We start from the raw sequence: 25,058 nt of genomic DNA, 5'->3' as shown, positions 1-25,058 counted from the left end.
CCTCCTTTGAAAAATTATAATCGCTTCATCAAGGGTGCAATGGATGAACCAGTTTGCTCGTGCGTCATTTTAAAGTTTAAACACTTGCACACGTCAAATTAGAAAAAAATATAATTTTCAGTAAGATAGGCAAGGATTAAGAAGCGGAATGAAAAAGTTAAATTATTTTAATACTAACTAACTGCGGATTTATCCACAGATGAGAGTGTAGATTACCCATATTATGTAAAAACTTTACCCATTAGTTAATGTAACGTTGGGATAACTTGAGGTTCGATTTTCAGTGGGCTATCAACTGGGGCTATCGACTGCCAATACACCATTAGAACTAAAGGGTTGTCGTGGTAGCCAACCAAATGGTTAGATGTGCAGTTAGAGCTGACTTGCGTGCAGCTCAATTTCTCCAAATGACTTTATTAAGCTACCGCGAGTTAGCTTATATCCTTTAAACACTCACCCGCCGAATACTCGCCCCAAGATTGTTTAGTTTTTCTTCGATGCGTTCATAGCCCCGATCAAGATGATAGATACGATTGACATGGGTTTCCCCTTCAGCCACTAATCCCGCTATCACCAAACTCGCCGATGCACGCAGATCGGTAGCCATTACTGGAGCGCCTTTTAGTTTCGAGCTACCATTGGTCACCGCGCTGTTGGCTTCTAAAGAAATACTTGCACCCATCCTCTGTAGTTCGGGCACATGCATGAATCGATTTTCGAAGATGGTCTCAGTGACTACCCCAGTGCCCCCAGCCGCGCAATTTAAGGTGACAAACTGTGCCTGCATATCGGTAGGAAAGGCTGGATGGGGCGCGGTCTTAACATGCACCGCTTTCAGTGTGCGACCTTCCATATCAAGTTCAATCCAATCGTCGCCGACAGCGACATGAGCACCAGCTTGCTCAAGCTTATCCAGCACTGCATCCAGCGTGTGCGGTGCAGCATTCACGCACTTTATCTTGCCCCCTGTTACGGCAGCAGCAACAAGAAATGTGCCTGTCTCGATACGGTCAGGTAACACACTATAGTCACAGCCCGACAGTGCATCTACGCCGTGGATTGTGATGTTGTCAGTACCGGCACCGGTAATCTTGGCCCCCATACTGGTTAAACACGCTGCCAAATCGACAATCTCAGGCTCTCTAGCGGCGTTTTCAAGAATTGTGGTACCTTGCGCCAGGGTGGCCGCCATCATCAAATTTTCGGTAGCCCCAACGCTGACCATATCCATAAAGATTCTGGCACCTTTAAGTCGGCCATCCACCTTGGCGCGAATATACCCTTCTTCCACCTCAATTTTAGCGCCCATTTTTTCCAGCCCGGATAAGTGAAGATTTACCGGTCGGGCCCCTATCGCGCAGCCTCCCGGTAAAGAGACATTCGCTTTTCCCTGTTTGGCCAGCAAGGGACCGAGTACTAAAATAGATGCCCGCATAGTGCGAACTAAATCGTAGGAAGCGGTGACACTGGTCAGTGCGTCGGAACACAGATGGACGTGGTTATTTTCGTGTTTATCCACCCGCACACCCAGCTCTTTTAGTAACGCAACAGTGGTATTAATATCGCGTAGTGCCGGTACGTTTGCATAATGACACGGCTGGTCTGTCAGCAGTGTGGTCATTAAAAGTGGCAGCGCAGCATTTTTTGCGCCCGAAATTGAGACTTCACCTCGTAGAGGAGGACTTTTAGTTATAATGAGTTTTTCCACAAATATACCCTGTTACTTAAGAAGGTAAATGGAATTGACGCTCACGCTGCCAATCTTTTTCAGAGAAAGTTTTAATCGAAATGGCATGCATAGTGCCATCTGCAATTTTATCTGAAAGCGGGGCATAAATGGCTTGTTGCCGTTTCACCCGACTTAACTCACTGAGTTCGTCGCTCACAGCAATTATGGTGTAATGTGAGCCATCTTGCTTAACGTGCACTTCAGCCAAATTCAGAGCTGCTGACAATACTGCTTCAATTTCTTTTGCTTCCATTAATAACCTTTACATTATTTCGTTTAGGCGGTTTCACTGTTAGACAAGGGTAACAGTGTGTCCAAACCGCTAATTTTTGCCAGCTTAACGAGTTTTGTGGGTACATCGGTAAGCGTTAGCTTCACTCCATGAGTGCGGCCATCTCTTACTGCATTTACCAGCCAAGCAAGGCCAGCGCTATCTACCCGCTCAACACTACTCAAGTCAAACTCACACTGGCTAGAGGTGATAAGATTTTCACGCTGCTTGGCGTCAAGCATCTCCCACCAATTTTTATTTAACACATCGCGATCAAGGTTTCCTTTAACCGCTACCGTTCCATCGCCGTTTACTTGAAAAATGGGATTCACAATTATTCTGCGCTTTTTTCGCGTTCTTTAAGCTCAACGGGCTGGGAAATTTTTTCATTCATTAACCGGATGACTTCATCTATCCCCTGTTGGCGTAATATTGACTCAAATTCGCTGCGTTTACTATTGAGCATACTGATACCTTCAGCAACCATATCATACGCTTTCCATTCATTAGTACGTGTGTCTTTTCTTACTTTGAACGCAATGTTAATTTCCGGTCTTTGCGGGTCTTTTACAATCGCTCTGACGGTGACACTCTTCTTATCAGCAAACGAACCGGCAGGTTCAAATTCCACCTCCTGATTATCGTAGTAGCCCATTGCCACTGCGTACGTGGTAATCAAATATTGTCTGAACACACTGACATACTCAGATAATTTAGCTTTCGGAACTGATTTAAAATGCTTGCCAAGCACCATAAAAGCGGCAAATTGATAATCAATATGAGGCAGAAGTTCCTCTTCCATTATAGTGCGTAATACTTCAGGATCATTTTTAATTTGTTGTTGGTTAGCCTTCATTCTGTCGAAGGTTTTCATGGCCACGTCTTGCACCAATTCATACGGGTTATCTTCGTTTATCCCTTGTGCTGCGTTTGCGCCAAACAGGGCACATACCCACAGGCCAATGATCACCGTTAACTTTTTCACTCTTGTGCTCCTAAGAATCTAAACTACGATAAAAAGTGTAAAGTGAGCGCCCACTACTCACTTTTACCTCTATTAAATAAGAACTGACCAATTAAATCTTCGAGGACAAGGGCTGATTTCGTGTCCTGTAAATAATCGCCATCTTTTAAATCTTCCACGCCATCAATGGCGAAGCCAGGTTGAAAGCCAACGTACTGCTCACCAAGCAAACCCGACGTCAAGATAGACACTGAGCTGGTTTCTGGAAATTCATTGTATTCCTGCAGAATGCTCAGCTCAACTACCGGGGTAAAGTCCTCTTGATCGAGTTTAATTGATGCCACTCGCCCGATAATAACGCCCCCCACCTTGACCGCCGAACGCGTTTTTAAACCACCGATGTTATCGAACTTTGCAAACAAGGTATATGTATCACCCTGGTTGGTAATAGTCTGATTAGCCACCTTTAGCGCTAGCAAGAGCACTGCCCCTATAGTTAACAGGACAAACACACCCACCATCAGTTCCACTCTGTACTTGTTCATTGCTACTCCTTACTCAATCCCGAACATCAGTGCGGTCAAAACAAAATCTAAACCCAATACTGCTAACGACGAAAACACCACGGTTTCGGTGGTCGCTTTGCTTATCCCTTCAGAGGTAGGGATACAATCATACCCCTTAAAAATGGCAATCCAGGTTACCACTATGGCAAAAACAAGGCTTTTGATTACGCCGTTTATCACATCTTTATCAAAATCAACGGTTGACTGCATGATTGACCAGTAACTCCCGCTGTCCACTCCTAACCAGTCTACCCCCACCAGATGACCACCTAGGATACCTATCGCGCTAAACAATAATGCGAGCATAGGCATGGAAATTAATCCCGCCCAGAAACGGGGCGCCACCACTCGCCTGAGCGGGTCAACTGCCATCATTTCTAAACTACTCAATTGTTCAGTGGCCTTCATCAAGCCAATCTCAGCGGTCAACGCTGAGCCCGCTCTGCCTGCAAATAACAAAGCAGTGACTACCGGCCCTAGTTCTCTTAGCAAAGATAAAGCAACCATCGGTCCAAGACTGGCTTCAGCGCCATAGTCCACCAAGATAGTATAGCCTTGAAGTGCCATTACCATGCCAATGAATAAGCCTGACACCAGAATAATTAACAGGGACTGAACCCCCACCACATAAATCTGTTTTACCGTTAGATAAACGTTCTTCATGCGCGGAATGGCAAACAAAGCCCCGAACAACATCAAGGCCGCGCGCCCCGCTGCTGCAAAACGCGAGATGGTTTTTACGCCTAAGGCGTGGATAGCATTCATGAGATTGCTCCAAACATCGCGTCTTCCAGCTTCTGCGCTGGATAATGGAAAGGAACAGGGCCGTCCGCCTTGCCTTTCAAAAACTGCTGGACTAATTCTGAATCACTTTCGCGGATCTGCTGGGCGGTGCCCTCACCTATTACCCGCTTATCCGCCAGAATATAAATATAATCAGCTATGGTAAGCACTTCTGTCACGTCGTGGGTAACCACCACGCTGGTCAAATTAAGAGCATCATTTAATTCGCGGATAAGTTTCACTAACACGCCCATAGAAATGGGATCTTGCCCGGCAAAGGGTTCGTCAAACATGATTAAATCGGGATCAAGCGCTATGGCGCGAGCCAGTGCGGCTCTCCTCGCCATTCCCCCCGACAGTTCTGAGGGCATGAGGGAGGCCGCGCCTCGCAATCCCACGGCCTGTAGCTTCAAAGCAACAATTGTCGCAATAAGATCTTCATTTAACTTGGTGTGCTCACGTAATGGGAAAGCGACGTTGTCAAACACGCTCATATCAGTGAACAGGGCACCACTTTGAAAAAGCATGCTCATGCGTCTGCGCGTTTCATACAGCTGTCCGCGACTCATCTTAACAATCGAATTATTGTCGAAACGAATGTCACCTTTATCCGGCAGCAACTGTCCTCCAATTAAGCGTAGCAGCGTGGTTTTCCCGATACCGCTGGGGCCCATCACCGCTGTGATTTTGCCTTTAGGAACGTTGATGGTGATCCCATCATATATGACACGGTCTGCCCGACTAAAGGTAATGTTATCAATTTCTACCAGATTATCCATTTTTACCAATACGATCCTTGACGTGTGCAAAAATAAAAAAAGCGCTGAGCGAGATACCCTCTTCAACGAGAACAAAAAACAACCGCATGGTAAGCAATTGACGAGCCGATTTTATGCTACGCTTCAACAGCTAAAGAAATGCAGTTGGGTAAGTATGGCTTATTGTACGCTTTTTCAAGTGGATGTGGCAAAAGCAAAAAGTTACAAGGTATGTTCTACTTTTTCGAATGTAAAATTAATGTAATAAAACATGGATTGGTTAATTAAATTAGGCAAAAGCCTATGTTTTTGCGACAATCTTAACAAAATCACATGCTGTAATACGTGAGAAGTGAAATAGAGTGCTTTTACAAATAACTATCTTCGTTCTTGGATTGATCGTGTTAGGTTGGAGTGCCGACCGCTTCGTATACGGAGCCTCTGCCTTAGCCCGCAACATCGGCGTATCGCCTATGATGATAGGTTTGACAATTGTAGCTATGGGGTCTTCCGCCCCTGAAATTGTCGTATCCGCTATCGCTTCAGCTAACGGCAACATGAACACTGCGGTGGGCAACGCGTTGGGGTCTAATATTACTAACGTTGCGTTGGTGCTAGGTATTACCGCATTGGTAAAACCATTGGTGGTTTCATCGATTACCTTGAAACGTGAGATGCCCGTACTCATTTTGATTACGCTGATTGCCATGGTGTTTATGTATGATGGTGAACTAGCACGCTTTGAAGGTATGGTACTTATCGGCTTGTTTGTGTTTGTGTTAGCCGGCATGGCCTGGCTCTCTTTGCAAGTCGATAAGAGTGACCCCCTGATGGCGGAAACCGCCGATGAAATCCCTAAAGATGTGAATACCGGTGCTGCGGTGTTATGGATTGGCGTGGGCCTCATATTATTACCATTGAGCGCACAATTCTTAGTAGACTCAGCTGTTTTCATTGCGCGTCATTTTGGTATAAGTGACTTGGTGATCGGCCTGACTATCATCGCTCTGGGTACAAGCTTACCCGAATTGGCCACCTGTATTGCAGGGGTGAGAAAAGGCGAAGACGATTTGGCATTGGGCAATATTATCGGCTCAAATATCTTTAACTTATTAGCCGTACTGGGAATGCCTGGTTTAATTGCGCCGGGACTTCTTGAAGAAGGGGCATACCAGCGTGATATGTACGTGATGCTAGGATTGACCTTAATGCTGTTTTTATTCAGTTTCGACTTAAAAGGTCGCCGGCAAATCAATCGAGTAGAAGGCTCTATATTACTGTTAAGCTTTTTGTTGTATCAATACTGGTTGTTTGGATAAACGATGACAGAACTTTCTTTTATTTCGTCGGCAAAAAAAGTCATTCAGATAGAACAACAGGCCATCGAGCAATTGGGATCACGGCTGGGTGAAGCCTTCGAACGTGCCTGTCAACTACTGTTAAATTGCAAGGGAAAAGTAGTGGTAAGTGGCATGGGTAAGTCAGGCCACATTGGCAATAAAATCGCTGCCACGCTTGCCAGCACAGGTACGCCTGCCTTTTTTATGCACCCGGGTGAAGCGAATCATGGTGATCTTGGGATGCTGGGCGACGAAGATGTACTGCTGGCCATATCAAATAGTGGTGAAACGGCCGAATTACTCAATATATTACCCGTCGTCAAACGCTTAGGGGTGCCAGTAGTGGCGATGACCAACAGCCCCTCAAGTTCGCTGGGAAGTCATGCGGATGTCGTACTGGATATCTCTGTTGAACAGGAAGCATGTTCTTTAGGACTCGCCCCTACCTCTAGTACCACGGTCACCCTGGTTTTGGGGGACGCCCTCGCGATTGCTCTCCTTGATGCAAAAGGGTTCACCTCAGATGATTTTGCACTTTCTCACCCAGGGGGCAGTCTGGGCCGCAAGCTATTATTGAAAGTCAGTGACATTATGCTTAGTGGTAATGAGTTGCCACTTGTCTCTCCTAGCGACAAGGTAACTGATGCCTTGCTTGAAATATCGAAAAAAGGCCTGGGCATGACTGGTGTGGTTGACGAAAAAAACCAGCTTATCGGAATATTCACTGACGGGGATTTGCGACGAATCTTGGATGCCCAAATAGATATTCATCATACTGAAGTACAAAAAGTAATGACTTCAGGGGGGCAAACGGTGCATCCTGACGATTTGGCGGTTGAGGCACTAAATCTGATGGAAGCACATAAAATTAGCGCGCTGATGGTGGTCAATGACTCCCAACAACCGGTCGGCGCCTTCAATATGCATATGCTATTAAAGGCAGGGGTGCTCTAATGGAAAAGGTTAAAACCCTATATGACCCTATTGATAGAGGCTTATTCGAGCAATTGAAAAACATTAAATTGCTATTGTGTGACGTCGATGGCGTATTTTCGGATGGGCGCATATACCTGGGCAATAAGGGGGAAGAGTTAAAAGCGTTTCACACCCGTGACGGTTACGGGATTAAAGCGCTTGGAAAAATTGGCATAAGTGTTGCTGTAATTACTGGAAGGCAGTCAGCAATCGTCCAACACCGTATGGAAGCATTAAACGTCCCCCACATTATTCAAGGGTGCGAAGAAAAAGAATCGGCAGCACACACCCTCGTTTCGCAGTTAAACCTTTCGCAAAACGAAGTCGCAGCCATCGGTGACGATATGCCAGACTTAGGTATGTTTGCCAATGCGGCCGTTAGAATAGCGGTGGCAGATGCCCATCCCCTCGTCAAACACAACGCAAATTGGGTAACCAGCATTCGCGGCGGCTTTGGTGCAGTGCGTGAAGTGTGTGATACGTTATTACAAGCCAATGATAAGCTGCACGCTATCCATGGGGCGAGTGTATGAGCCGCCTGACGCTCAGCATTTGTGCATTGTTCGGTTTAGCGCTATTGGTCTATCTTCCTACGTGGATGAATGAGAAACCGCAAAGTGCAAACCTGCAAAAAGAAAATGCGCATAAACCGGCTTATCGTGCCAAAAATATTACCACCACCCTGTATGATGATAACGGCAACATTCACCATCAGGTATTTGCTAAAACAATGGAACACTATGATTTGTTAGGCTTTGTAACGTTTGCAGAGCCTGAGTATTCCATCTACGGTGATGCCGATCAAACACCGTGGCAGCTTAAAGCGGCGGAAGGAACCCTTTATAATGGCAATGTTATTCAACTCGATAAGAATGTGGAGTTAACCAGCCAGGGTCCTGATGAATTTATCAAATCTGTTACTACTGAGTTTATCCAGCTTAATCTTGAGACGCGGCAAATGGTTTCAGACCAGCCTGTTACTATTCAAGGTATTGATTATATTATTGAAAGCAATGGATTAAATGCTAATTTACGTACTAAACATTATGAGTTGATTGATCATGTCCAAACTACGTTTGCCCCACAAGCTACTGTTACTGATTAGCCTGAGCCTGCTTTCCAGCATCTGTCTGGCAGGTCCAAAGGATTTCCGACAGCCAATTAAGGTTGACGCCAAATCGCAGTTTGTAGATGGTAAGAACAAAATTTCGCTATTTAAAGACGAAGTTCGAATTACTCAGGGAACACTACAAATCGACGCCAGCGAAGTGGAAGTAAACGCGTCTAAAGGTGAAGGAAAAGAAGTATTTATAGCTCGTGGAAATCCTGCCCATTACCAGCAAAAAATGGAAGATGGCACCCTGGTGAAAGCGCAAGCCAATGAAATTCGTTACGAAGTGAACAAGCGCACGATATCGTTAACGGGTAATGCGGAACTGCAGCAGGATACCAGTTCGGTTAAGGGTGATACGATTAGCTATGACATGAATAAAGAACAATTGTTAGCCACCAGTAACGAGGAAAATTCGCAAGGACGTGTAACCACCGTATTCCGACCCGAGACGGTGACAAAAAAGGATGAAGAAAACGAAGAAGAAGCGTCAAAGCAAGATAAGGAACAACCATAATTTATGGCGACATTAAGAGCGCAACACTTGGCTAAGGCTTATAAATCCAGGAAAGTGGTATTGGACGTCAGCTTGAGTGTTTCAACCGGACAAATTGTGGGTTTATTAGGTCCAAATGGTGCAGGCAAAACCACCACTTTTTACATGATTGTGGGTTTAGTATCCTCAAATAAAGGAAAAATTCATATTGATGATGTTGAACTTACGCATTTACCCATGCATGAACGCGCTCGTAAAGGAATTGGTTACCTACCGCAGGAGGCTTCCATATTCCGCAAACTTACCGTACATGAAAATATTATGGCGATACTGCAAACGCGTAAAGATTTAACTACTGCTCAACAGGAAGAAGAAGCAGATGCACTACTTGATGAATTTAATATTAACCATATACGTAATAGTACAGGCATGAGTTTATCGGGTGGGGAAAGGCGTCGGGTCGAGATTGCCAGGGCGCTGGCGGCTAATCCGCAGTTCATTCTGCTTGATGAGCCGTTCGCCGGGGTTGATCCAATTTCGGTAAACGATATAAAAAAGATTATTCAACATTTACGAGACCGTGGTATAGGAATACTTATTACTGACCACAATGTCCGGGAAACGCTTGATGTGTGTGAAAAGGCGTATATCGTCAGTCACGGCGAGCTCATTGCGCAAGGCGACGCACAGCAAGTATTAAGTAATCAAAAAGTACGCGATGTATACCTTGGTGAACAATTCAGGCTATAGTTAAAGCATGAACATTTTTTCACTAACGCTTCATCTTTGAGTTGCAACGGTACAAGAGCATTTATAAGACGTAGATGAAACCATCTTTACAATTAAAATTTAGTCAACAGTTAACCATGACTCCACAATTGCAGCAGGCAATCAAATTGCTGCAATTGTCTACACTTGACCTTCAACAAGAGATTCAGGAAGCACTGGATTCCAACCCGCTTTTAGAGATCGATGAAGGTTCAGAGGCTGATGGTGCGGAAAAAAACAACCTCGACAATGACGATTCTAATCAATCAGCCACGGCCACTGGTGATAATTTAGATTCCGGCGAAGCGCTTGAAAGCAACGGTTTGCCTGATGAGCTGCCCATTGACAGTACATGGGATGAATATTACTCAGCCTCTTCTGCACCTGCCCCCATGTCGTCGACAAATGATGACGAACAAATTTTCCAAGGTGAAACCACAGAAAATATTCAGGATCATTTGTTGTGGCAAATGCGTCTCACCCACTTTTCTGAAATAGACCGCATGATTGCAACGGCGATTATTGATTCAATCGACGAATCGGGCTATCTCACTGTCACGGTTGAAGATATATTGCAGTCAGTGAACGATGAAGACATGGAAGAACCAATTGAAGAGGACGAAGTTGAATGTGTATTAAAGCGTATTCAGCTATTTGACCCCATCGGTTCTGGCTCCCGTTCGCCCCAGGAATGTTTGATGGTACAGCTGAAGCAGTTTGACCCTAGCACCCCCTGGTTAGAAGAAGCTAAGTTGTTAATTCAAGATTACGCTGACTTACTCGGCAGCAAAGACTATCGCACGCTAATGCGCAAATCTCGTCTGAAAGAAGATCAACTCCGTCAGGCAATGAAATTGCTGCAAACCCTGAATCCAAGGCCTGGTAGTGCCCTGATCACCAAAGAGCCTGAATACGTCATTCCAGACGTTTCGGTAGCGAAAAAGAATGGTCGCTGGGTGGTAGAGCTCAACCCCGATAGCCTTCCGAAGCTAAGCTTGAACCAGCAATATGCCGCGATGAGCAGGCGTGCTAAAAACAGTAGCGATTCCCAGTTTATTCGTTCGCATATGCAAGAGGCAAAGTGGTTTATAAAGAGCCTTGAATCACGTAATGACACACTCTTAAAAGTCGCAAACTGTATTGTACAGCAGCAAATGGGCTTTTTTGAGCATGGTCCAGAAATGATGAAACCGATGGTACTTAACGATGTAGCAGAAATGGTTGATATGCACGAGTCCACTATTTCGCGGGTCACCACCCAGAAATATATGCATACGCCACGCGGCATCTTTGAACTAAAATACTTTTTCTCCAGCCATGTTTCGACAGATTCCGGTGGAGAATGCTCATCAACCGCTATCAGAGCCTTGATCAAGAAATTGGTTGCCGCTGAAACGCCAAGTAAACCATTAAGTGATAGCAAAATTGCTCAGTTGTTGGCCGAACAAGGCATACAAGTTGCTCGGCGGACAATAGCAAAATACCGGGAGTCTCTATCGATCCCACCGTCTAACCAACGCAAAAGCCTTATTTAAGACAAATAATTAAGGCGGTAAAACATAAGGAAGACGAAATATGCAAATAAACCTTACTGGTCATCACGTCGAAATTACTGAATCGTTGCGTAATTATGTCGATACTAAATTTAGTAAACTGGAAAGACATTTCGATCATATTTCGAACGTTCACGTAATACTGAACGTGGAGAAGTTGACTCAAAAGGCCGAGGCGACCGTTCACCTTAGTGGCGCAGATGTGTTTGCCTCCTCTGAAGACACGGATATGTATGCAGCGATAGATAGCATGGTAGATAAATTAGACAGGCAGGTGTTGAAGCACAAGGAAAAACTGAAGAGACATTAATGCCCGCGATGGATATTCAAACCATAATTAGTTTGGACCGCACGAAATGTGCGGTTCAATGTAATAGTAAAAAGCGAATTCTGGAAATCATCAGCAGAACTGCGGCCGAGCAGAACTCGTCTATTGAAGAAGACGAGGTCCTCAACAGTCTTCTTTCGCGGGAAAAGATGGGAAGCACCGGTATCGGCAACGGCATCGCACTTCCTCATGGCAGGTTACCCGGTCTTGAAAAAGTTATTGCAATTGTCGTAACCAGTGAGCCTCCAATAGATTTTGATGCCATTGACAATAAGCCGGTAGATATTTTTTTCGCGCTACTTGTTCCTGAGGAGCAAACGGACGGACATTTGCAAACCTTGGCAATGGTCGCGAGTAAGCTTAATGATAAAGAAACGGTAAAAGCCATTCGCAATGCCACCAGCAGTGATGATATCTTAACTGCGTTAGCGTAAAAAATAATGATTTAAAAATAATCGCGTACGTGGGAGAAACGCATTGAAGCTTATTATTATCAGCGGCCGATCCGGCTCCGGCAAATCCATTGCTTTGCGTGCGCTCGAGGATTTGGGATACTATTGTGTAGATAATATCCCCGTTAATCTGCTTCCCACCCTCACTCACACAGTTGTGGATGAGTATGATCAAGTCGCAGTCAGTATCGATGTTCGAAACCTACCTCGAGATCCTGCAGAGTTAGTAGAAATACTGGATTATCTCCCCTCCTCCTGGTCGATGACGATAGTTTATATCGATGCCAGTGACGATATATTGGTAAAGCGCTTTAGCGAGACGCGACGTCTGCATCCATTAACCAAATTAAATAAATCGCTGTCAGAAGCCATTCGGGCTGAATCCGACCTCCTTGCTCCTATTGCCGAACGGGCGGATTTATATATCGATACAGACTCTTTGTCGGTGCACCAACTGGCAGAACTGATTCGTGAAAGAATTCTGGGGAAAAAGAGTTCCAGGTTAGTTCTGGTATTTGAATCCTTTGGTTTTAAGCATGGCATTCCAAAAGACGCCGACTATGTGTTTGACGCCCGTTTTTTACCTAATCCGCACTGGGAACCTGACTTAAAACATCTGACCGGATTAGACACACCGGTAGAAATTTTTCTGGGTTCACAACCTATTGTGACAAAGTTTATCTGGCAAATTCAGAACCTGATAACCACTTGGTTACCGCACCTTGAACGAAACAATCGCAGCTATGTTACTATCGCGATTGGCTGTACTGGCGGTCAACATCGCTCAGTATATGTTGCCGAGTCATTAGCTAAAGTTTTCGGCGACATACACCCTGATGTGCAAATTCGACATCGAGAACTGAATCAATGAATCAACGGGTAGAAAAGACCGTCACCATCGAAAATAAACTCGGTCTGCACGCTCGCGCGGCTACGCAGTTGGTGCAACTGGCTAACAATTTCAAAGCCACGGTGACGTTGCAGAAAAGCGATAAAGCGGCTAATGCCAACAGTGTGCTGGGCCTGATGATGCTGGAAAGCCACAAGGGTGAACAGGTGCAAGTGGTGGGTGAAGGAGTAGATGCCCAGCAAGCGGTGGATGCCATCGCCGCTCTGATTGCTGAGCGATTCAACGAAGACGAATAGTTAAGATTACCGGGTTTTGGATATATAAGGACGCTACTGTGGCAAAACAACCGCTTATAATATTCACCCTACTGATGTTTTTTATTGGTGATTTAAGCCAGGCCTCGCCACCAGATCCCACTCTCCAAATGGAAAAAGCGATTGCGCAAGAAGCACAATCCATTGCTTCTCGCTATGCGAAAATGGGTTGGTTTTCAGGCAGTTTACTCGTATCAATCCATAACAAGGTCATTTATCAGGATGCTTTGGGCTATCAGGATATTCAGGCAAGCCAACCTAATACTCCCGAAACGAAATACAACTTGGGTTCTATTGCGAAAGATTTTACAAAAGTTCTTGTTTTCCAACAGATTGAAAGAGGAAACCTAAGTCTGGATGACAAGCTGGCAAAATTTAAGTTGGGCTTCCCGCACAGTATTGCCTCGCAAATTTCACTTCGCCATTTGCTGAATCACCGCTCAGGTTTTGCAGACATTTTTAATGCAGAATACCGACAGAACCCGCTTAAATTTGATTCCCTGCAAAAAAAATTGCAACTCTTATTAGATGACCCCTTACTCTTCAAACCAGGAACCAAGCAGCGTTATTCTAATTATGGTTACATTGTGCTGGGCGCAGTACTCGAGAAAGTCACCGGGCAATCATACGAAACATTACTAAAGCACAACATTTTTCAACCGCTAAAATTACGGGCTACATCTTTATATGCCAGCAAAGAGGATAAGACGCAATCTATCCCCTACACATTTCTCTATAACAACACGCTAGAACATGTGGGCGTAACAGAACATCCCGGCCCAGATGGTGGCATTCAATCGAATATATTTGATCTGCGGACTTTTTATCGCGCACTTTTTTACACTAATCAGTTACTCAATCCAGAGAATCCGCAAGTACGCGCAGCATTTGCAATGAATGGTGAAGCGTGGGCATCTTATGGAGGAGGTTTGGGTGTGAGTGCTGCGGCTGAAATCGACTTAAAAAATCAGGTCGAAGTCATCGTTCTGGCAAACACAGACCAATTAGTCGCAGAGCGTATATCCGGCAGAATTAAACAGTTTATTCAATCCACTGACTACGCTGACATCATGCTTCCACCGGAAAATTTCGCTTATAGCCGCTTTAAACAGCTCGACAGCGCAAATTTTTATAACGACTTTGATGCAGAATATAACCATCACGGGTACACCCAATTTATTGGCAAAACGATTAACGTTTTGGGTATGCAGCTGATAAAAGCGCGTAAATGGGAGGAGGCCTTTGCTATCTTTGCGTATCTAGTCCACCTGTTCCCGGATGCACCCCAAGTGTATGACAGCCTTGCGTATGCATATTTTAGCAATGACCAAAAAGATAAAGCTAAAGAAGTTTTTAAACAATCACTCGCCATTCAGGCGGATTTTCAAAGTGAATATGTGAGTCATAATTATCATTTGTGACGGGTTTACCAATATCAAATTTAAAATACACTACTGGTTGGGTAAGACACTACAGTCAGGGACCGGTAAAACCCTTTCGATATCTTTCTTAATAGATGATTGATGCGTGTTCCTCAACATTAATCATTGATATTAATAGAATTGGTATTAGCGCTTTTACGCATGTGTATGCGATAATTTGGGTTAACTAATCTAACCAAAAAAGTTTCCTTGCCGTGGCCGAAGCCCTTAAAAGCAAATTTGCTCAAAGTCAGTTAAAACAACTGAATGCTGCTTTAGCAGATGGCCGCTTCGTATCTGTGCGAAAGCTCCTTCACGAGCTTCCGCCCAGTGATACCGCTCTCATCCTGGAATCTAGTCCGGTCAAAACACGAGATGATTTGTGGGAACTGCTGGATGCAGACTTTCATGGTGACGTGCTCGAGGAGCTTTCAGAAGATGTCCGTAACGGTATTATAGGTAAGATGATACCCGCCAATGTTGTCGATGCATTGGAAGAGATGGATACCGATGATTTAGCCGAAACGCTCAGCAGTCTTCCAGATCAGGTCTTACAAGACATCCTGCAATCGATGGACTCACAGGATCGGTTACGGGCAGAACAAGCATTGTCTTACGGCGAAGAAACTGCCGGCTTCATAATGAACACGGATACCATCACCCTTCGCCCAGATGTGACGGTTGATGTAGTGCTGCGATATCTGCGGCTTAAAGGTGACCTCCCAGAAAATACCGATACCTTTTACGTGGTAAACAGGACAGATAACCTGGTGGGATTAGTACCGGTAGCGCGATTACTTACCGCTGCGCCTGAAGACAAAGTGGCTGAGGTAATGGATGAAGAATCCGAGGCGATTCCTGTTAACATGCCAGACGACGAAGTGGCGAGCTTGTTTGAACGCTATAACTGGTTATCTGCGCCTGTTGTTGACGAAAAACATCGTCTTGTTGGCCGCATCACCATTGACGATGTGGTAGATATCATCCGTGAAGATGCTGAGCATTCCATGATGAGTATGGCTGGTTTAGATGATGAAGAGGATACGTTTGCTCCTGTTTTAAAAAGTACCAAACGTCGCTCCATATGGTTGGGGGTCAATTTACTAACTGCCCTTATGGCAGCGGCTGTGAGTGATTTGTTTGAAGCGACACTCAGCCAATTAGCCGTACTTGCCATTTTAAATACCATCGTGCCGAGTATGGGAGGGGTGGCGGGTAACCAGACACTGACGTTGGTAATACGCGGGATGGCGCTGGGCCATGTAACTTCGAGTAACTCGCGGTGGCTGATTAGCAAAGAGCTGGCAGTGGGTTTTTTTAATGGCGTAATTTGGGCGGTACTCATCGCTTCCGTCATCGCGCTGTGGAAACAAGACCTGTTGTTGGGGATCATTATTGCGTTTGCGATGATGGTAAACATGATTGCGGCTGCCCTCTCTGGCGCCACCCTACCTATTGTGATGAAGAAGCTGAAAATAGACCCCGCGCTAGCGGGTAGTGTCATATTGACTACCATCACTGACGTGGTCGGGATATTTGCTTTCTTAGGCACCGCCACATTATTTTTATTGTAAAGGATTTCCTGTCAGTCAGCCTGGCGATGCCAGGCTGCTGTCAGACACTAGAAAGAGTATCTAGCCCCTACAGTAAAAGAATCAATGTCATCAACCATTGAATAGCTCGCATTCACTGCGAAGGTAGACATAAAGTAATAGTTTGCGGTTACTTTAAATTCAGTATCGCTCTCGTCGCCAAGTTTCATATAGCCGATTGTTCCATCTAACTCGAAAGCTTCGGAGAGGTTAGAGCGCAGCCCTACTGCCAATGAGTACCCATCTTCATCGAACTCTTCAGAAAAACCACTCACTTTAATTTCTGCATTTTCATAACCCAACACTGCATACGCTGCGGTTGAGTTAGAAAGCGTGTAGCGAGCGCCCAAACCGATAGTGGCCTGTGTCAAATCAACATCATTATTAGCAATATCATCAGAAGTGGAGGTAAATTTAGCCACCCCGAACAGCATGTCAGTAAAAACTACGCTAGTGCCCACCGTGAAACCTGAGGGCGAGAAGTCAGTGTCATCAATATTCATCTTTGTGAAACCTACGTCTACAAAGCTGAAATCGGGTTCCACATCAGCCACTGCCGTAGCACTTGTTCCCACAAGACCAACAAGTGCGAAAAGAACTCTCTTTTTAATCATTTCTTATCCTTAATAAAATTACTCAAAACCTCGAGCGGGCACAACATAAAGGAATGGCTAGAGCGGCGCAAGAAAATTCAAGAAAATATACTGTTTGTACAAAACTGGATAATACAATTGACTATAAAAAAACCCGCATATTTGCGGGTTCTCTTATTTTATTACCTTCAGGGTGGGCTTACCCTTCTTAGGTGGTTTCTTTTGCGTATCCACTGACGCTTTATCCGCATCCTGCACCGCAGGCTGACTTCCAGGTTCTGCTGGGGTAGAAAGCTCTTCTTCTGTAGCGAAAACGGTACCAGCGCCATTTTCACGGGCATAGATAGCCAATATCGCATGACAGGGCATGGAAAGCCTTCTGGGTTGACCACCGAAGCGCGCTTGGAATGCTAACATTTCATTATCTAATGAGAAATTAACACATGCAGAGGGAGAAATGTTAAGTACAATTTGGCCGTCTTTAACAAACTCCTGCGGAACGTCCACCGATTCCTTGGTGGCATCCACTACGATATAAGGGGTCAAGTTGTTATCAACTATCCAGTCAAAAAAAGCCCTGAGCAGATAAGGTTGATTAGAAGTCATTATTTGATTCATAGTGGATTGTGAATTTCACGTTCCTGATCAGTCAATGACGCTTTAAATGAAGCCCGTGAAAATATGCGCTTCATGTAAGCATTTACTTCTTTACTGCCAGTACCTGTAAGCTCAATTCCAAGGGCGGGTAAACGCCAAAGAAGTGGAGCCAGATAGCAATCTACTAAACTGAATTCCTCACTCATGAAGTAAGGCATTTCTGAAAACACTGGCGCCAGCGCCAATAATGCTTCTTTTAGTTCCTGGCGAGCAGCATCCACGTCACCTTCTCCACGGAAAATCTTTGCAGCCAACGAATACCAGTCTTGTTCAACACGATGCATCATCAGGCGACTTTGGCCACGTGAAACAGGGTAAACCGGCATTAGTGGTGGATGAGGGAATCGTTCATCCAAATATTCCATAATAATATGGGAATGGTAAAGAACCAGTTCACGATCAACCAGTGTAGGAACTGTGCCATAGGGATTCAGATCAATCAGATCCTCAGGTAAATTTTGAGGGTCAGTATAGCTGATCTCTACACCCACCCCTTTTTCAGCCAGAACTATACGTACCTGGTGACTATAAATATCAATTGTATCTGAGAACAACGTCATGATAGAGCGCTTATTCGCGGCTACGGCCATTAAATTTCCTCCGTCGAGCGACTGACAATCACATTAGAAATTACAAATCGGGAATTTCATTGCTAAAAAAGGGGGCGGAACGCCCCCTTGGAGTATTATACATAAATCTGTTCGATTAGTGCACTTCTCGCCAATAATCTTTCTTCAATAAGTAAACAAAGATAAACAGAACGATAATAAACACCAATACCCACTTACCAATCTTCTCAGATTCTAAGCGTGCAGGCTCACCTGTGTATTCAAGAAAGTTAACCAGATCAAGCACAGCCTGGTCGTATTCCTCTGGAGATAGTTTACCGTTACCGTCAGTGCGAATACCCACATAACGTTCGGTCATCTCACCATCTATCATCACGCGTTCATTCGTTTCGCGAGGCGTTCCTTGCAATGGTTGTAACACGTGTGGCATGCCAACATCGGGGAAAACCTTATTGTTCACACCAAAGGGGCGGCTTTCATCCACATAAAAACTTCTTAAATAGGTGTATAACCAGTCAGCCCCGCGCACCCGCGCTACCAAGGTTAAATCAGGAGGCGCAGCACCAAACCAGGTAGCTGCAGACTCTTCTGGCATAGAACCCGTAATATAATCAGTGACTTTTTCACCGGTAAATTGCAAGTTCTCTTCACCCAGTTCATCAGGTATACCTAAATCAGCAAACGTACGCTGATAGCGCTGGTACTTCATTGAATGACAGCCTAAACAGTAATTCATGAAGAGTTGCGCACCGCGTTGGAGCGAAGCCTTGTCAGTTAAATCGTACTCAGCTTTGTCCAGAGGGACGTTACTACCTGCAGCAAAAACTATCCCTGGTAGCAGCAACGCTACTATGCACATCAATTTTTTCATTTCGGAATCCTCGCTGGTACAGGTTTTGTTGTTTCGTTTTTACTGTACAAGAACATGGCTACAAAGAATGCGAAATACATTACTGTTGCGATTTGAGATGCCACGATTTTCCAGTTTTCCTGCGGCGTTCCGCCTAAGTAACCTAGGAAAATGAACACAATAGCAAAAATAATCAGGTTCCATTTATGCAACCCGCTGCGGTAACGCCAGGATTTAACACGGCCGCGATCAATCCAAGGCAAGGCAAAGAGGGCAGCAATGGCCCCAAACATAGCGATAACGCCGAATAGCTTATCCGGAACCGCTTTAAGGATTGCGTAGAATGGAGTGAAGTACCACACTGGGAAAATGTGTTCAGGCGTCTTCAATGGGTTAGCGATCTCAAAGTTGGGATGCTCCAGGAACTTACCACCCATTTCTGGCGCAAAGAACATGATGTAGCAAAACGCAAATAGGAACACACAAAACGCGACCAGATCCTTTAATACGATGTGAGGGAAGAACGGTACTACATCATCCGCGATATCGTACTTGCTTGTGTAGTATTCGTGAATCTCGTAAGGCGTCTTCTCAGATTCCGGTAAGCTGCCTTTTTTGTGTTTAATTGCTACCCCATCTGGGTTGTTAGAACCCACCTCGTGTAACGCCACAATGTGTAAGAAGACTAAAATCACGATAACCAGTGGTAATGCAATAACGTGTAACGCGAAGAAGCGGTTAAGTGTGGCACCAGAGATCACGTAATCACCCTGAATCCATACTACCAGGTCCGGACCGATGACTGGAATGGCTCCGAATAGCGAAACAATTACCTGCGCGCCCCAGTATGACATTTGTCCCCACGGGAGAACATAGCCCATAAACGCTTCAGCCATTAGCGCCAGGTATATGAACATACCAAATACCCACAGCAGTTCGCGTGGTTTTTGGTAAGAACCGTATATCATGCCGCGAAACATATGCAGGTAAACAACCACAAAGAAAGCGGAAGCACCAGTACTATGCATATAACGGATGATCCATCCGTAATCGATTTCCCGCATGATAAATTCAACTGAAGCAAAAGCACGCTCAGCTGAAGGTTCAAAATTCATGGTTAACCAGATGCCAGTAATAATCTGATTGACCAATACTATGGTGGCCAAAAAGCCAAACACATACCAGAAGTTCATATTTCTGGGGGCGGGGTACTGGATGGCATGCATATTTGCCACCCGCATCATAGGGATACGTTCTTCAATCCAGGCTAAGAAACCTTGCATTATACTGCCTCCCCTTCTGAGCCGATAATAACGGTATTATCATCTACAAACTGGTACGGCGGCACCACTAAGTTTAATGGCGCGGGTACATTTTCAAACACCCGACCTGCCATATCAAATTTTGAGCCGTGACAAGGACAGAAGAAGCCATCTGGCACGCCTTCGACGATCTCTTCAAACGCACCATCTTTAAGATGTTGGGGAGAGCAGCCCAAGTGAGTACAAATACCTACCAGTATCAAGTATTCCTCTTTTAAAGAGCGATAACGATTCTGGGCAAATCCTGGCTGTTGCTCGGCTTCAGAGTTAGGATCTTTTAACTTATCTTCATGTGTTGCCAGAGCTTCTAGGGTTGCGGGGGTCCTGCGTACAATCCACACCGGCTTACTACGCCACATGACTCGGATCAACTGCCCAGGTTGAATACCACTGATATCAACTTCGACATCGGCACCGGCCGCTTTGGCTTTAGCGCTGGGATTCCACGACGCGATAAAAGGTACCGCTGCGCCAACTACACCTACACCACCTACTACAGAAGTCGCTACAGTAAGAAAGCGACGTCGAGTATTATCTTGCGGCTGATTGTCATTTGGTGCAGATTGGTTTGCATCTACTGATACATTGCTCATCCACATTTCTCCAGGTTTGGATACTGATGGTAACGGGTAAAAATTAATCGTTATGTTTGTTTTTGACCTGATACCACAATCGTATTTTTAGAATTTCCGCCAATAGCGAACGGTCTTTTGGACGAAATTCACGATTCTTATATTTTTCGACCAGAAATGATAAGGGAAAAGCCCTTAAAAACACAAGGTTTTACTCAATTTAATCACGAATTATTCAATCACATAGTAAATTTGCGAAAATATTATCCTCGTCCGCACTGATATGGGTTCATCCGCGGATGAGAGATACAGCTGTAATATCTCAATCAGATAAGTAGTTAGCGGCTTAAGAATCGCCATTGGGCTCTCTGGAACCAGTAAAAATTGATGCTGCAATGAGACAGACGCAAAGCAATCGACTCGATATCGTTGTGCTGTGTAACCATACATCACAATACTGTTATTGCTGGCACGACGGTTAGATTTGTGGCATAGCGTTAGTGTACGTGTCAGCACGACGCCATCTCAATGGCTACTGAACGGGATACGTTTGCACAACTAAAAATTCGGGCCAATAAAAAACCCGGCTCGAAGCCGGGTTTTTGAAATATAAAGCGTATAAAATTAACGCTTTGAGAATTGTGGACGCTTACGTGCTTTATGAAGACCCACTTTCTTACGTTCAACGCGACGTGCGTCACGAGTAACAAAGCCGGCTTTACGTAGCGAAGAACGCAACGCTTCATCGTATTCCATCAAGGCACGAGTCAGGCCGTGACGGATTGCACCCGCTTGACCATTTGAACCGCCACCTTTAACAGTAACGTACAGGTCAAACTTTTCAGTCATTTCTACTAGTTCTAGCGGTTGACGCACTACCATGCACTCAGTTTCACGTCCAAAGTACTCGTCAAGAGGACGTTGGTTTACTGTGATTTTACCTGAGCCTGGACGCAGGAACACGCGAGCAGTAGAACTTTTGCGACGGCCAGTGCCGTAATATTGAGTATCTGCCATGTCAATTGCTCCTTAAATGTCCAAAACTTGTGGTTGTTGCGCAGCATGTTTGTGCTCTGCACCCGCATACACTTTCATCTTGCGGAACATTGCGCGGCCCAAAGGACCTTTTGGCAACATGCCTTTAACTGCTTTTTCAATCACCATTTCTGGCTTGTGCGCAATCAGCTTTTCAAAGGTAGTCTCTTTAAGACCACCTGGATAGCCAGTGTGAGCATAATACATTTTGTCTTTCGACTTATTACCTGTTACCGCTACTTTTTCAGCATTGATAACAACAATGTAATCACCAGTGTCTACGTGAGGCGTATACTCTGGCTTATGCTTACCACGTAAGCGTCTTGCGATTTCAACAGCCAAACGGCCAAGTGTTTTGTTTGTGGCGTCTACCACGTACCAGTCACGTTGTACCGTTTCTGGCTTAGCAACAAAAGTTTTCATTTAATATCACCCGAAATAATTCGTCGTTACTTACTTTCAGAACCCCTGAAAGCCATCGAAAATCAATTTATTAACCCCTTCGAGTTCATTGATTCTTCCACCTTCCCACAGGTGGGCGTAACTGGGCAGGGCGCGAATTATACAGCATTTGCACAAAAAGCGAACCTTTTTTTCAACCACTTGAATATTATCGGCGGTGGGCGTCAATGTGAAAAAGCCCAGCCAGGCTAAAGTGACTGGGCTGACATTACGGGAAAGTTTAATAGAAGGTGTAATCCATTCTGATGGTAATATTGCGTCCTTCGAGGTACTCAATGTACTGTTGAGCCGTGGTATTGTCTACGCTACGGCTACGCGCATTTTTGTATTTAACCGCTTCTTTATCAAACACGTTATTTAAGTGCACACTCAGACGAACGTCATCTGACACCTCATAACGGCCTGAAACATTAAAATAATTGTACGATGGGACCACGTCTTCCGGACGAGTATTGAAGTGCGTTTTGTATTCTCCATAGTAGGTCCAGTCAGCTCGAACGCTGGCTTGCTTACCAAACACTTCGAATCCTTGATCGAGGGCCAGATACGCGTTCCATTCTGGAACCATGGTCATGTCATCACCTTTTTCCGCACCGATAGCTGGGTTATCTTTTTCAATTGTCGAACGCGTGTAGGAGGTGTTTAGCGTTGCCTTCAAATCTGAAGTGATATATGCCGTGGACTCAAATTCAAAACCGCGTGACACCGCCTCTCCCGCATTAGCAGTATAAGAGAATCCACAGGTATCCATGTAAATACTGGTTTTTATATCAGTCCAATCGATTTGATAAACCGCAGCAGCAAAGTCAAATTTTCTGTCTAACACAGAAGCCTTTAATCCCAGCTCGTAGTTTTCTATCGAATCAGAGGTATAACGTGCTTTTCGTTCACCGGCTTTAGGGTCATCAACACAAGATCCAGCTAGCGGCCCGTTGTTCCCCCCTGGACGATAACCCTCAGAATATAAACCGTATACGGAAAGATTGTCTTGCGGACGCCAGGAAGCGCTTAATTTATATCGGTTTCCGTCTTCTTGTCCGCCAGTGGTGGAAGTCTGACGTTCCCATGGACCATAAAATGTTGTCCAGATACCCGCATCCGTGTCGACAAATTCGTCTTCTAAATCAAAACGTCGTACCCCACCATTTAACTCCAGTTCGCCGCCAGCACCTAAATCGAAGGTATACGCCACATCGGCAAATAACGCCAGTTCGCGGTAATAGTCTCTGATTACGCCATAGTTCCAATTATGCTGAGGATTTCCGAACGTTTCTTGCCCCAAAGCAGCCACGTCAATTCCCCACCACCAGTTGTAAGCGATAGCTGCTGCACGGTCGCCGCCTTCATGATACTGATTTTGCAAATTAGGTTTATTTTCGGACTCAACTTCATCGTAAAATACGCCTACTGTCCAGCTAAGAGGATCTGTGGCATCAATATTCTGAAAACGTAACTCGTGCGTTGTTTCTTCATAGTAATCATCATTAATGATCCAGGTAAGGAACATGTCGTCAGCGTCTAAGCGAGTCCAGTTGTCCAATGAGTCAGTTTTAAATTTCCGAAACGAACCCGCGTACGCAAGCGACGCAAAATTAAAGAAGTTATCGTCGTTGATATTTAAAGTATAAAGGTTATTCGAAGATTCGTACCACGGATCCAGGCGCTCCCAAATCTGATACTTCTCAGGTACTCCTGACTTTGCGATAGGGGCCGACCCAGACATACATGCAGGTCTCTCTGCATTGGGATCACAATCGACAGTGAAAAATTCAACATCATACCCATGTGGTGCATCGACATTTTCAGTTAAATTGTAATCATAATAATAGCCCGGTTTAGACCTATCTCCCAGTGCTGCGCCTCTGTCCCGATATTCGGTTCTGGCGAATCCGAAAATAACGTTTAGGTCATCGGCGACCTGCCATAACAATTGGCTGCGCAAAAAGCCTCTGTCAATATCCGACTGCAGGCCGCTATTCATATTAACAAAAGGCAATACATCATGTTCTAAATTACCATTCACCCGCAGTGCTAAGGTTTCATCCACCAGCGGTATATTTACGCCTAATGAAATATTGCTATCATAGCCATCTACATCCTGTTCAGCGCCGGCTTGCATTGATCCGAAAAGCTCAAATTCGTCAAGCACAGGCTTTTTCGTAATAATTCGTACGGTCCCCCCAATTGCATTAGAGCCGTATAGCGTCCCTTGTGGACCGCGTAAAACCTCCACCCGTTCTACGTCTGATAAGTTATTGAATACAAATGGTATGTCATCAACAAAAGTGGCTGTGGTGTCTGGCGTTGTGTCATTGCCGCCACTTAAGCCCCGCAGAATAAGTTGCCCTCTGGGCATCGCTGCACCCGCTAAAGTTCTAAATAAATCTGTGGCACTGGTGTAATTACGGTCGGCAATTTCCATGGCTGATACGCTGGAAATGGCCATCGGAATTTCGACGAGCGTTTCAGATTTACGGCGGGCCGTAACGGTGACTTTTTCGATCGATGAATTTTCAGTAGCGGCTATTTCCGCCTCGGTTTCCTGAGCATGCGCCTGGAAGGAAAATGAACTGATTGCGGCGAAAATGGCAGTACTTAATAACGTGTGTTTAAAAGGCATGTTTTTCATCTATGAGGTTTCCATTTATATATTATTTTCTTTATAAATCGCGCACTTACACCTATCCATTGCGCAACTTTAATATACTGAATTAATGCAATAAATAA

General features: G+C 45.0%; 29 protein-coding genes. 13 read left to right on the top strand and 16 right to left on the bottom strand.

Features of this window, described 5'->3' with window-relative positions; all coding sequences use genetic code 11:
• Positions 1-445: 445 nt before the first annotated feature.
• From murA to OPS25_RS13195, 7 genes are read right to left on the bottom strand one after another with little or no spacing between them, the layout of a single operon-like run.
• Complete coding sequence (gene murA / locus OPS25_RS13225; protein ID WP_265618243.1) at positions 446-1,708, bottom strand: UDP-N-acetylglucosamine 1-carboxyvinyltransferase; 1,263 nt, start codon at positions 1,706-1,708, stop codon at positions 446-448.
• 16 nt (positions 1,709-1,724) lie between these two features.
• A complete protein-coding gene (locus OPS25_RS13220) occupies positions 1,725-1,982 on the bottom strand; it encodes a BolA family protein (protein ID WP_265618242.1) in 258 nt (85 codons plus the stop codon).
• 23 nt (positions 1,983-2,005) lie between these two features.
• Positions 2,006-2,332: an STAS domain-containing protein gene (locus tag OPS25_RS13215; protein WP_265618240.1), complete on the bottom strand. Its 327-nt coding sequence runs from the start codon at positions 2,330-2,332 to the stop codon at positions 2,006-2,008.
• A 2-nt stretch (positions 2,333-2,334) separates the two neighbouring features.
• The gene (locus OPS25_RS13210) at positions 2,335-2,985 is read right to left on the bottom strand and encodes an MlaC/ttg2D family ABC transporter substrate-binding protein (protein ID WP_265618239.1); all 651 of its coding nucleotides are present in this window, start codon (positions 2,983-2,985) and stop codon (positions 2,335-2,337) included.
• 53 nt (positions 2,986-3,038) lie between these two features.
• Entirely contained in the window at positions 3,039-3,509 is a 471-nt protein-coding gene (mlaD, locus tag OPS25_RS13205; RefSeq protein WP_265618238.1) for an outer membrane lipid asymmetry maintenance protein MlaD, read from the bottom strand.
• A gap of 9 nt (positions 3,510-3,518) precedes the next feature.
• On the bottom strand, positions 3,519-4,295 hold the full coding sequence (gene mlaE, locus OPS25_RS13200; protein WP_265618237.1) for a lipid asymmetry maintenance ABC transporter permease subunit MlaE: 777 nt from the start codon (positions 4,293-4,295) through the stop codon (positions 3,519-3,521).
• Positions 4,292-5,092: an ATP-binding cassette domain-containing protein gene (locus OPS25_RS13195; protein WP_265618236.1), complete on the bottom strand. Its 801-nt coding sequence runs from the start codon at positions 5,090-5,092 to the stop codon at positions 4,292-4,294. The genes mlaE and OPS25_RS13195 overlap by 4 nt, the downstream gene beginning before the upstream one ends.
• A 341-nt stretch (positions 5,093-5,433) precedes the next feature.
• Between OPS25_RS13195 and OPS25_RS13190 the strand changes: the two genes are divergently transcribed.
• The 13 genes from OPS25_RS13190 (at position 5,434) to mgtE (ending at position 16,253) form a co-directional block, all read left to right on the top strand.
• Positions 5,434-6,390 (top strand): calcium/sodium antiporter, encoded by a 957-nt coding sequence (locus tag OPS25_RS13190; RefSeq protein ID WP_265618235.1) that lies wholly within the window; start codon positions 5,434-5,436, stop codon positions 6,388-6,390.
• A 3-nt stretch (positions 6,391-6,393) separates the two neighbouring features.
• Positions 6,394-7,365 (top strand): KpsF/GutQ family sugar-phosphate isomerase, encoded by a 972-nt coding sequence (locus tag OPS25_RS13185; protein ID WP_265618234.1) that lies wholly within the window; start codon positions 6,394-6,396, stop codon positions 7,363-7,365.
• A complete protein-coding gene (gene kdsC, locus OPS25_RS13180) occupies positions 7,365-7,919 on the top strand; it encodes a 3-deoxy-manno-octulosonate-8-phosphatase KdsC (protein ID WP_265618232.1) in 555 nt (184 codons plus the stop codon). Before OPS25_RS13185 ends, kdsC begins: the two co-directional genes overlap by 1 nt.
• Positions 7,916-8,491, top strand: coding sequence for an LPS export ABC transporter periplasmic protein LptC (gene lptC / locus OPS25_RS13175; RefSeq protein ID WP_265618231.1), 576 nt, complete (start codon positions 7,916-7,918; stop codon positions 8,489-8,491). Before kdsC ends, lptC begins: the two co-directional genes overlap by 4 nt.
• The gene (gene lptA / locus OPS25_RS13170) at positions 8,448-9,014 is read left to right on the top strand and encodes a lipopolysaccharide transport periplasmic protein LptA (protein WP_265618230.1); all 567 of its coding nucleotides are present in this window, start codon (positions 8,448-8,450) and stop codon (positions 9,012-9,014) included. Before lptC ends, lptA begins: the two co-directional genes overlap by 44 nt.
• 3 nt (positions 9,015-9,017) lie before the next feature.
• Positions 9,018-9,743, top strand: a complete 726-nt coding sequence (gene lptB, locus OPS25_RS13165; protein WP_265618229.1) for an LPS export ABC transporter ATP-binding protein — start codon at positions 9,018-9,020, stop codon at positions 9,741-9,743.
• 74 nt (positions 9,744-9,817) lie between these two features.
• Positions 9,818-11,296, top strand: a complete 1,479-nt coding sequence (locus tag OPS25_RS13160; protein WP_265618228.1) for an RNA polymerase factor sigma-54 — start codon at positions 9,818-9,820, stop codon at positions 11,294-11,296.
• A 40-nt stretch (positions 11,297-11,336) separates the two neighbouring features.
• A complete protein-coding gene (hpf, locus tag OPS25_RS13155) occupies positions 11,337-11,624 on the top strand; it encodes a ribosome hibernation promoting factor (protein ID WP_265607620.1) in 288 nt (95 codons plus the stop codon).
• A gap of 8 nt (positions 11,625-11,632) precedes the next feature.
• On the top strand, positions 11,633-12,076 hold the full coding sequence (gene ptsN / locus OPS25_RS13150) for a PTS IIA-like nitrogen regulatory protein PtsN (RefSeq protein WP_265618433.1): 444 nt from the start codon (positions 11,633-11,635) through the stop codon (positions 12,074-12,076).
• Between the two features lie 43 nt (positions 12,077-12,119).
• Complete coding sequence (gene rapZ / locus OPS25_RS13145) at positions 12,120-12,965, top strand: RNase adapter RapZ (RefSeq protein WP_265618227.1); 846 nt, start codon at positions 12,120-12,122, stop codon at positions 12,963-12,965.
• Positions 12,962-13,240, top strand: coding sequence for an HPr family phosphocarrier protein (locus OPS25_RS13140; RefSeq protein WP_265618226.1), 279 nt, complete (start codon positions 12,962-12,964; stop codon positions 13,238-13,240). The genes rapZ and OPS25_RS13140 overlap by 4 nt, the downstream gene beginning before the upstream one ends.
• 38 nt (positions 13,241-13,278) lie before the next feature.
• Positions 13,279-14,679, top strand: coding sequence for a serine hydrolase (locus tag OPS25_RS13135; protein WP_265618225.1), 1,401 nt, complete (start codon positions 13,279-13,281; stop codon positions 14,677-14,679).
• A gap of 215 nt (positions 14,680-14,894) precedes the next feature.
• Complete coding sequence (gene mgtE, locus OPS25_RS13130; protein ID WP_265618224.1) at positions 14,895-16,253, top strand: magnesium transporter; 1,359 nt, start codon at positions 14,895-14,897, stop codon at positions 16,251-16,253.
• 47 nt (positions 16,254-16,300) lie between these two features.
• Here mgtE and OPS25_RS13125 read toward each other — a convergent pair whose 3' ends face one another.
• The 9 genes from OPS25_RS13125 to OPS25_RS13085 form a co-directional block, all read right to left on the bottom strand.
• A complete protein-coding gene (locus OPS25_RS13125) occupies positions 16,301-16,885 on the bottom strand; it encodes an outer membrane beta-barrel protein (RefSeq protein WP_265618223.1) in 585 nt (194 codons plus the stop codon).
• 153 nt (positions 16,886-17,038) lie between these two features.
• Positions 17,039-17,470, bottom strand: a complete 432-nt coding sequence (locus tag OPS25_RS13120; RefSeq protein ID WP_265618222.1) for a ClpXP protease specificity-enhancing factor — start codon at positions 17,468-17,470, stop codon at positions 17,039-17,041.
• Positions 17,471-17,478: 8 nt separating this feature from the next.
• Positions 17,479-18,111 carry a stringent starvation protein SspA gene (sspA, locus tag OPS25_RS13115; RefSeq protein WP_169210999.1) on the bottom strand — a complete coding sequence of 211 codons (633 nt, stop codon included), beginning with the start codon at positions 18,109-18,111 and terminating at the stop codon, positions 17,479-17,481.
• Between the two features lie 115 nt (positions 18,112-18,226).
• Positions 18,227-18,961, bottom strand: coding sequence for a cytochrome c1 (locus OPS25_RS13110; RefSeq protein ID WP_265618221.1), 735 nt, complete (start codon positions 18,959-18,961; stop codon positions 18,227-18,229).
• A complete protein-coding gene (locus tag OPS25_RS13105) occupies positions 18,958-20,223 on the bottom strand; it encodes a cytochrome b (protein WP_265618220.1) in 1,266 nt (421 codons plus the stop codon). The genes OPS25_RS13110 and OPS25_RS13105 overlap by 4 nt, the downstream gene beginning before the upstream one ends.
• Positions 20,223-20,855: a ubiquinol-cytochrome c reductase iron-sulfur subunit gene (gene petA, locus OPS25_RS13100; RefSeq protein WP_265618216.1), complete on the bottom strand. Its 633-nt coding sequence runs from the start codon at positions 20,853-20,855 to the stop codon at positions 20,223-20,225. Before petA ends, OPS25_RS13105 begins: the two co-directional genes overlap by 1 nt.
• A 603-nt stretch (positions 20,856-21,458) precedes the next feature.
• Positions 21,459-21,851, bottom strand: a complete 393-nt coding sequence (rpsI, locus tag OPS25_RS13095) for a 30S ribosomal protein S9 (RefSeq protein ID WP_169210995.1) — start codon at positions 21,849-21,851, stop codon at positions 21,459-21,461.
• A gap of 12 nt (positions 21,852-21,863) precedes the next feature.
• Positions 21,864-22,292: a 50S ribosomal protein L13 gene (rplM, locus tag OPS25_RS13090; RefSeq protein WP_265618215.1), complete on the bottom strand. Its 429-nt coding sequence runs from the start codon at positions 22,290-22,292 to the stop codon at positions 21,864-21,866.
• A gap of 259 nt (positions 22,293-22,551) precedes the next feature.
• Entirely contained in the window at positions 22,552-24,960 is a 2,409-nt protein-coding gene (locus OPS25_RS13085; RefSeq protein WP_265618214.1) for a TonB-dependent receptor, read from the bottom strand.
• Between the last annotated feature and the right edge of the window lie 98 nt (positions 24,961-25,058).

Origin of the sequence: Alteromonas aquimaris (assembly GCF_026183695.1) — a bacterium.
Lineage (GTDB): Bacteria > Pseudomonadota > Gammaproteobacteria > Enterobacterales > Alteromonadaceae > Alteromonas > Alteromonas aquimaris.
Note: the sequence above shows the minus strand (reverse complement) of the source record. Positions and strands in the feature narration are given on the sequence as shown.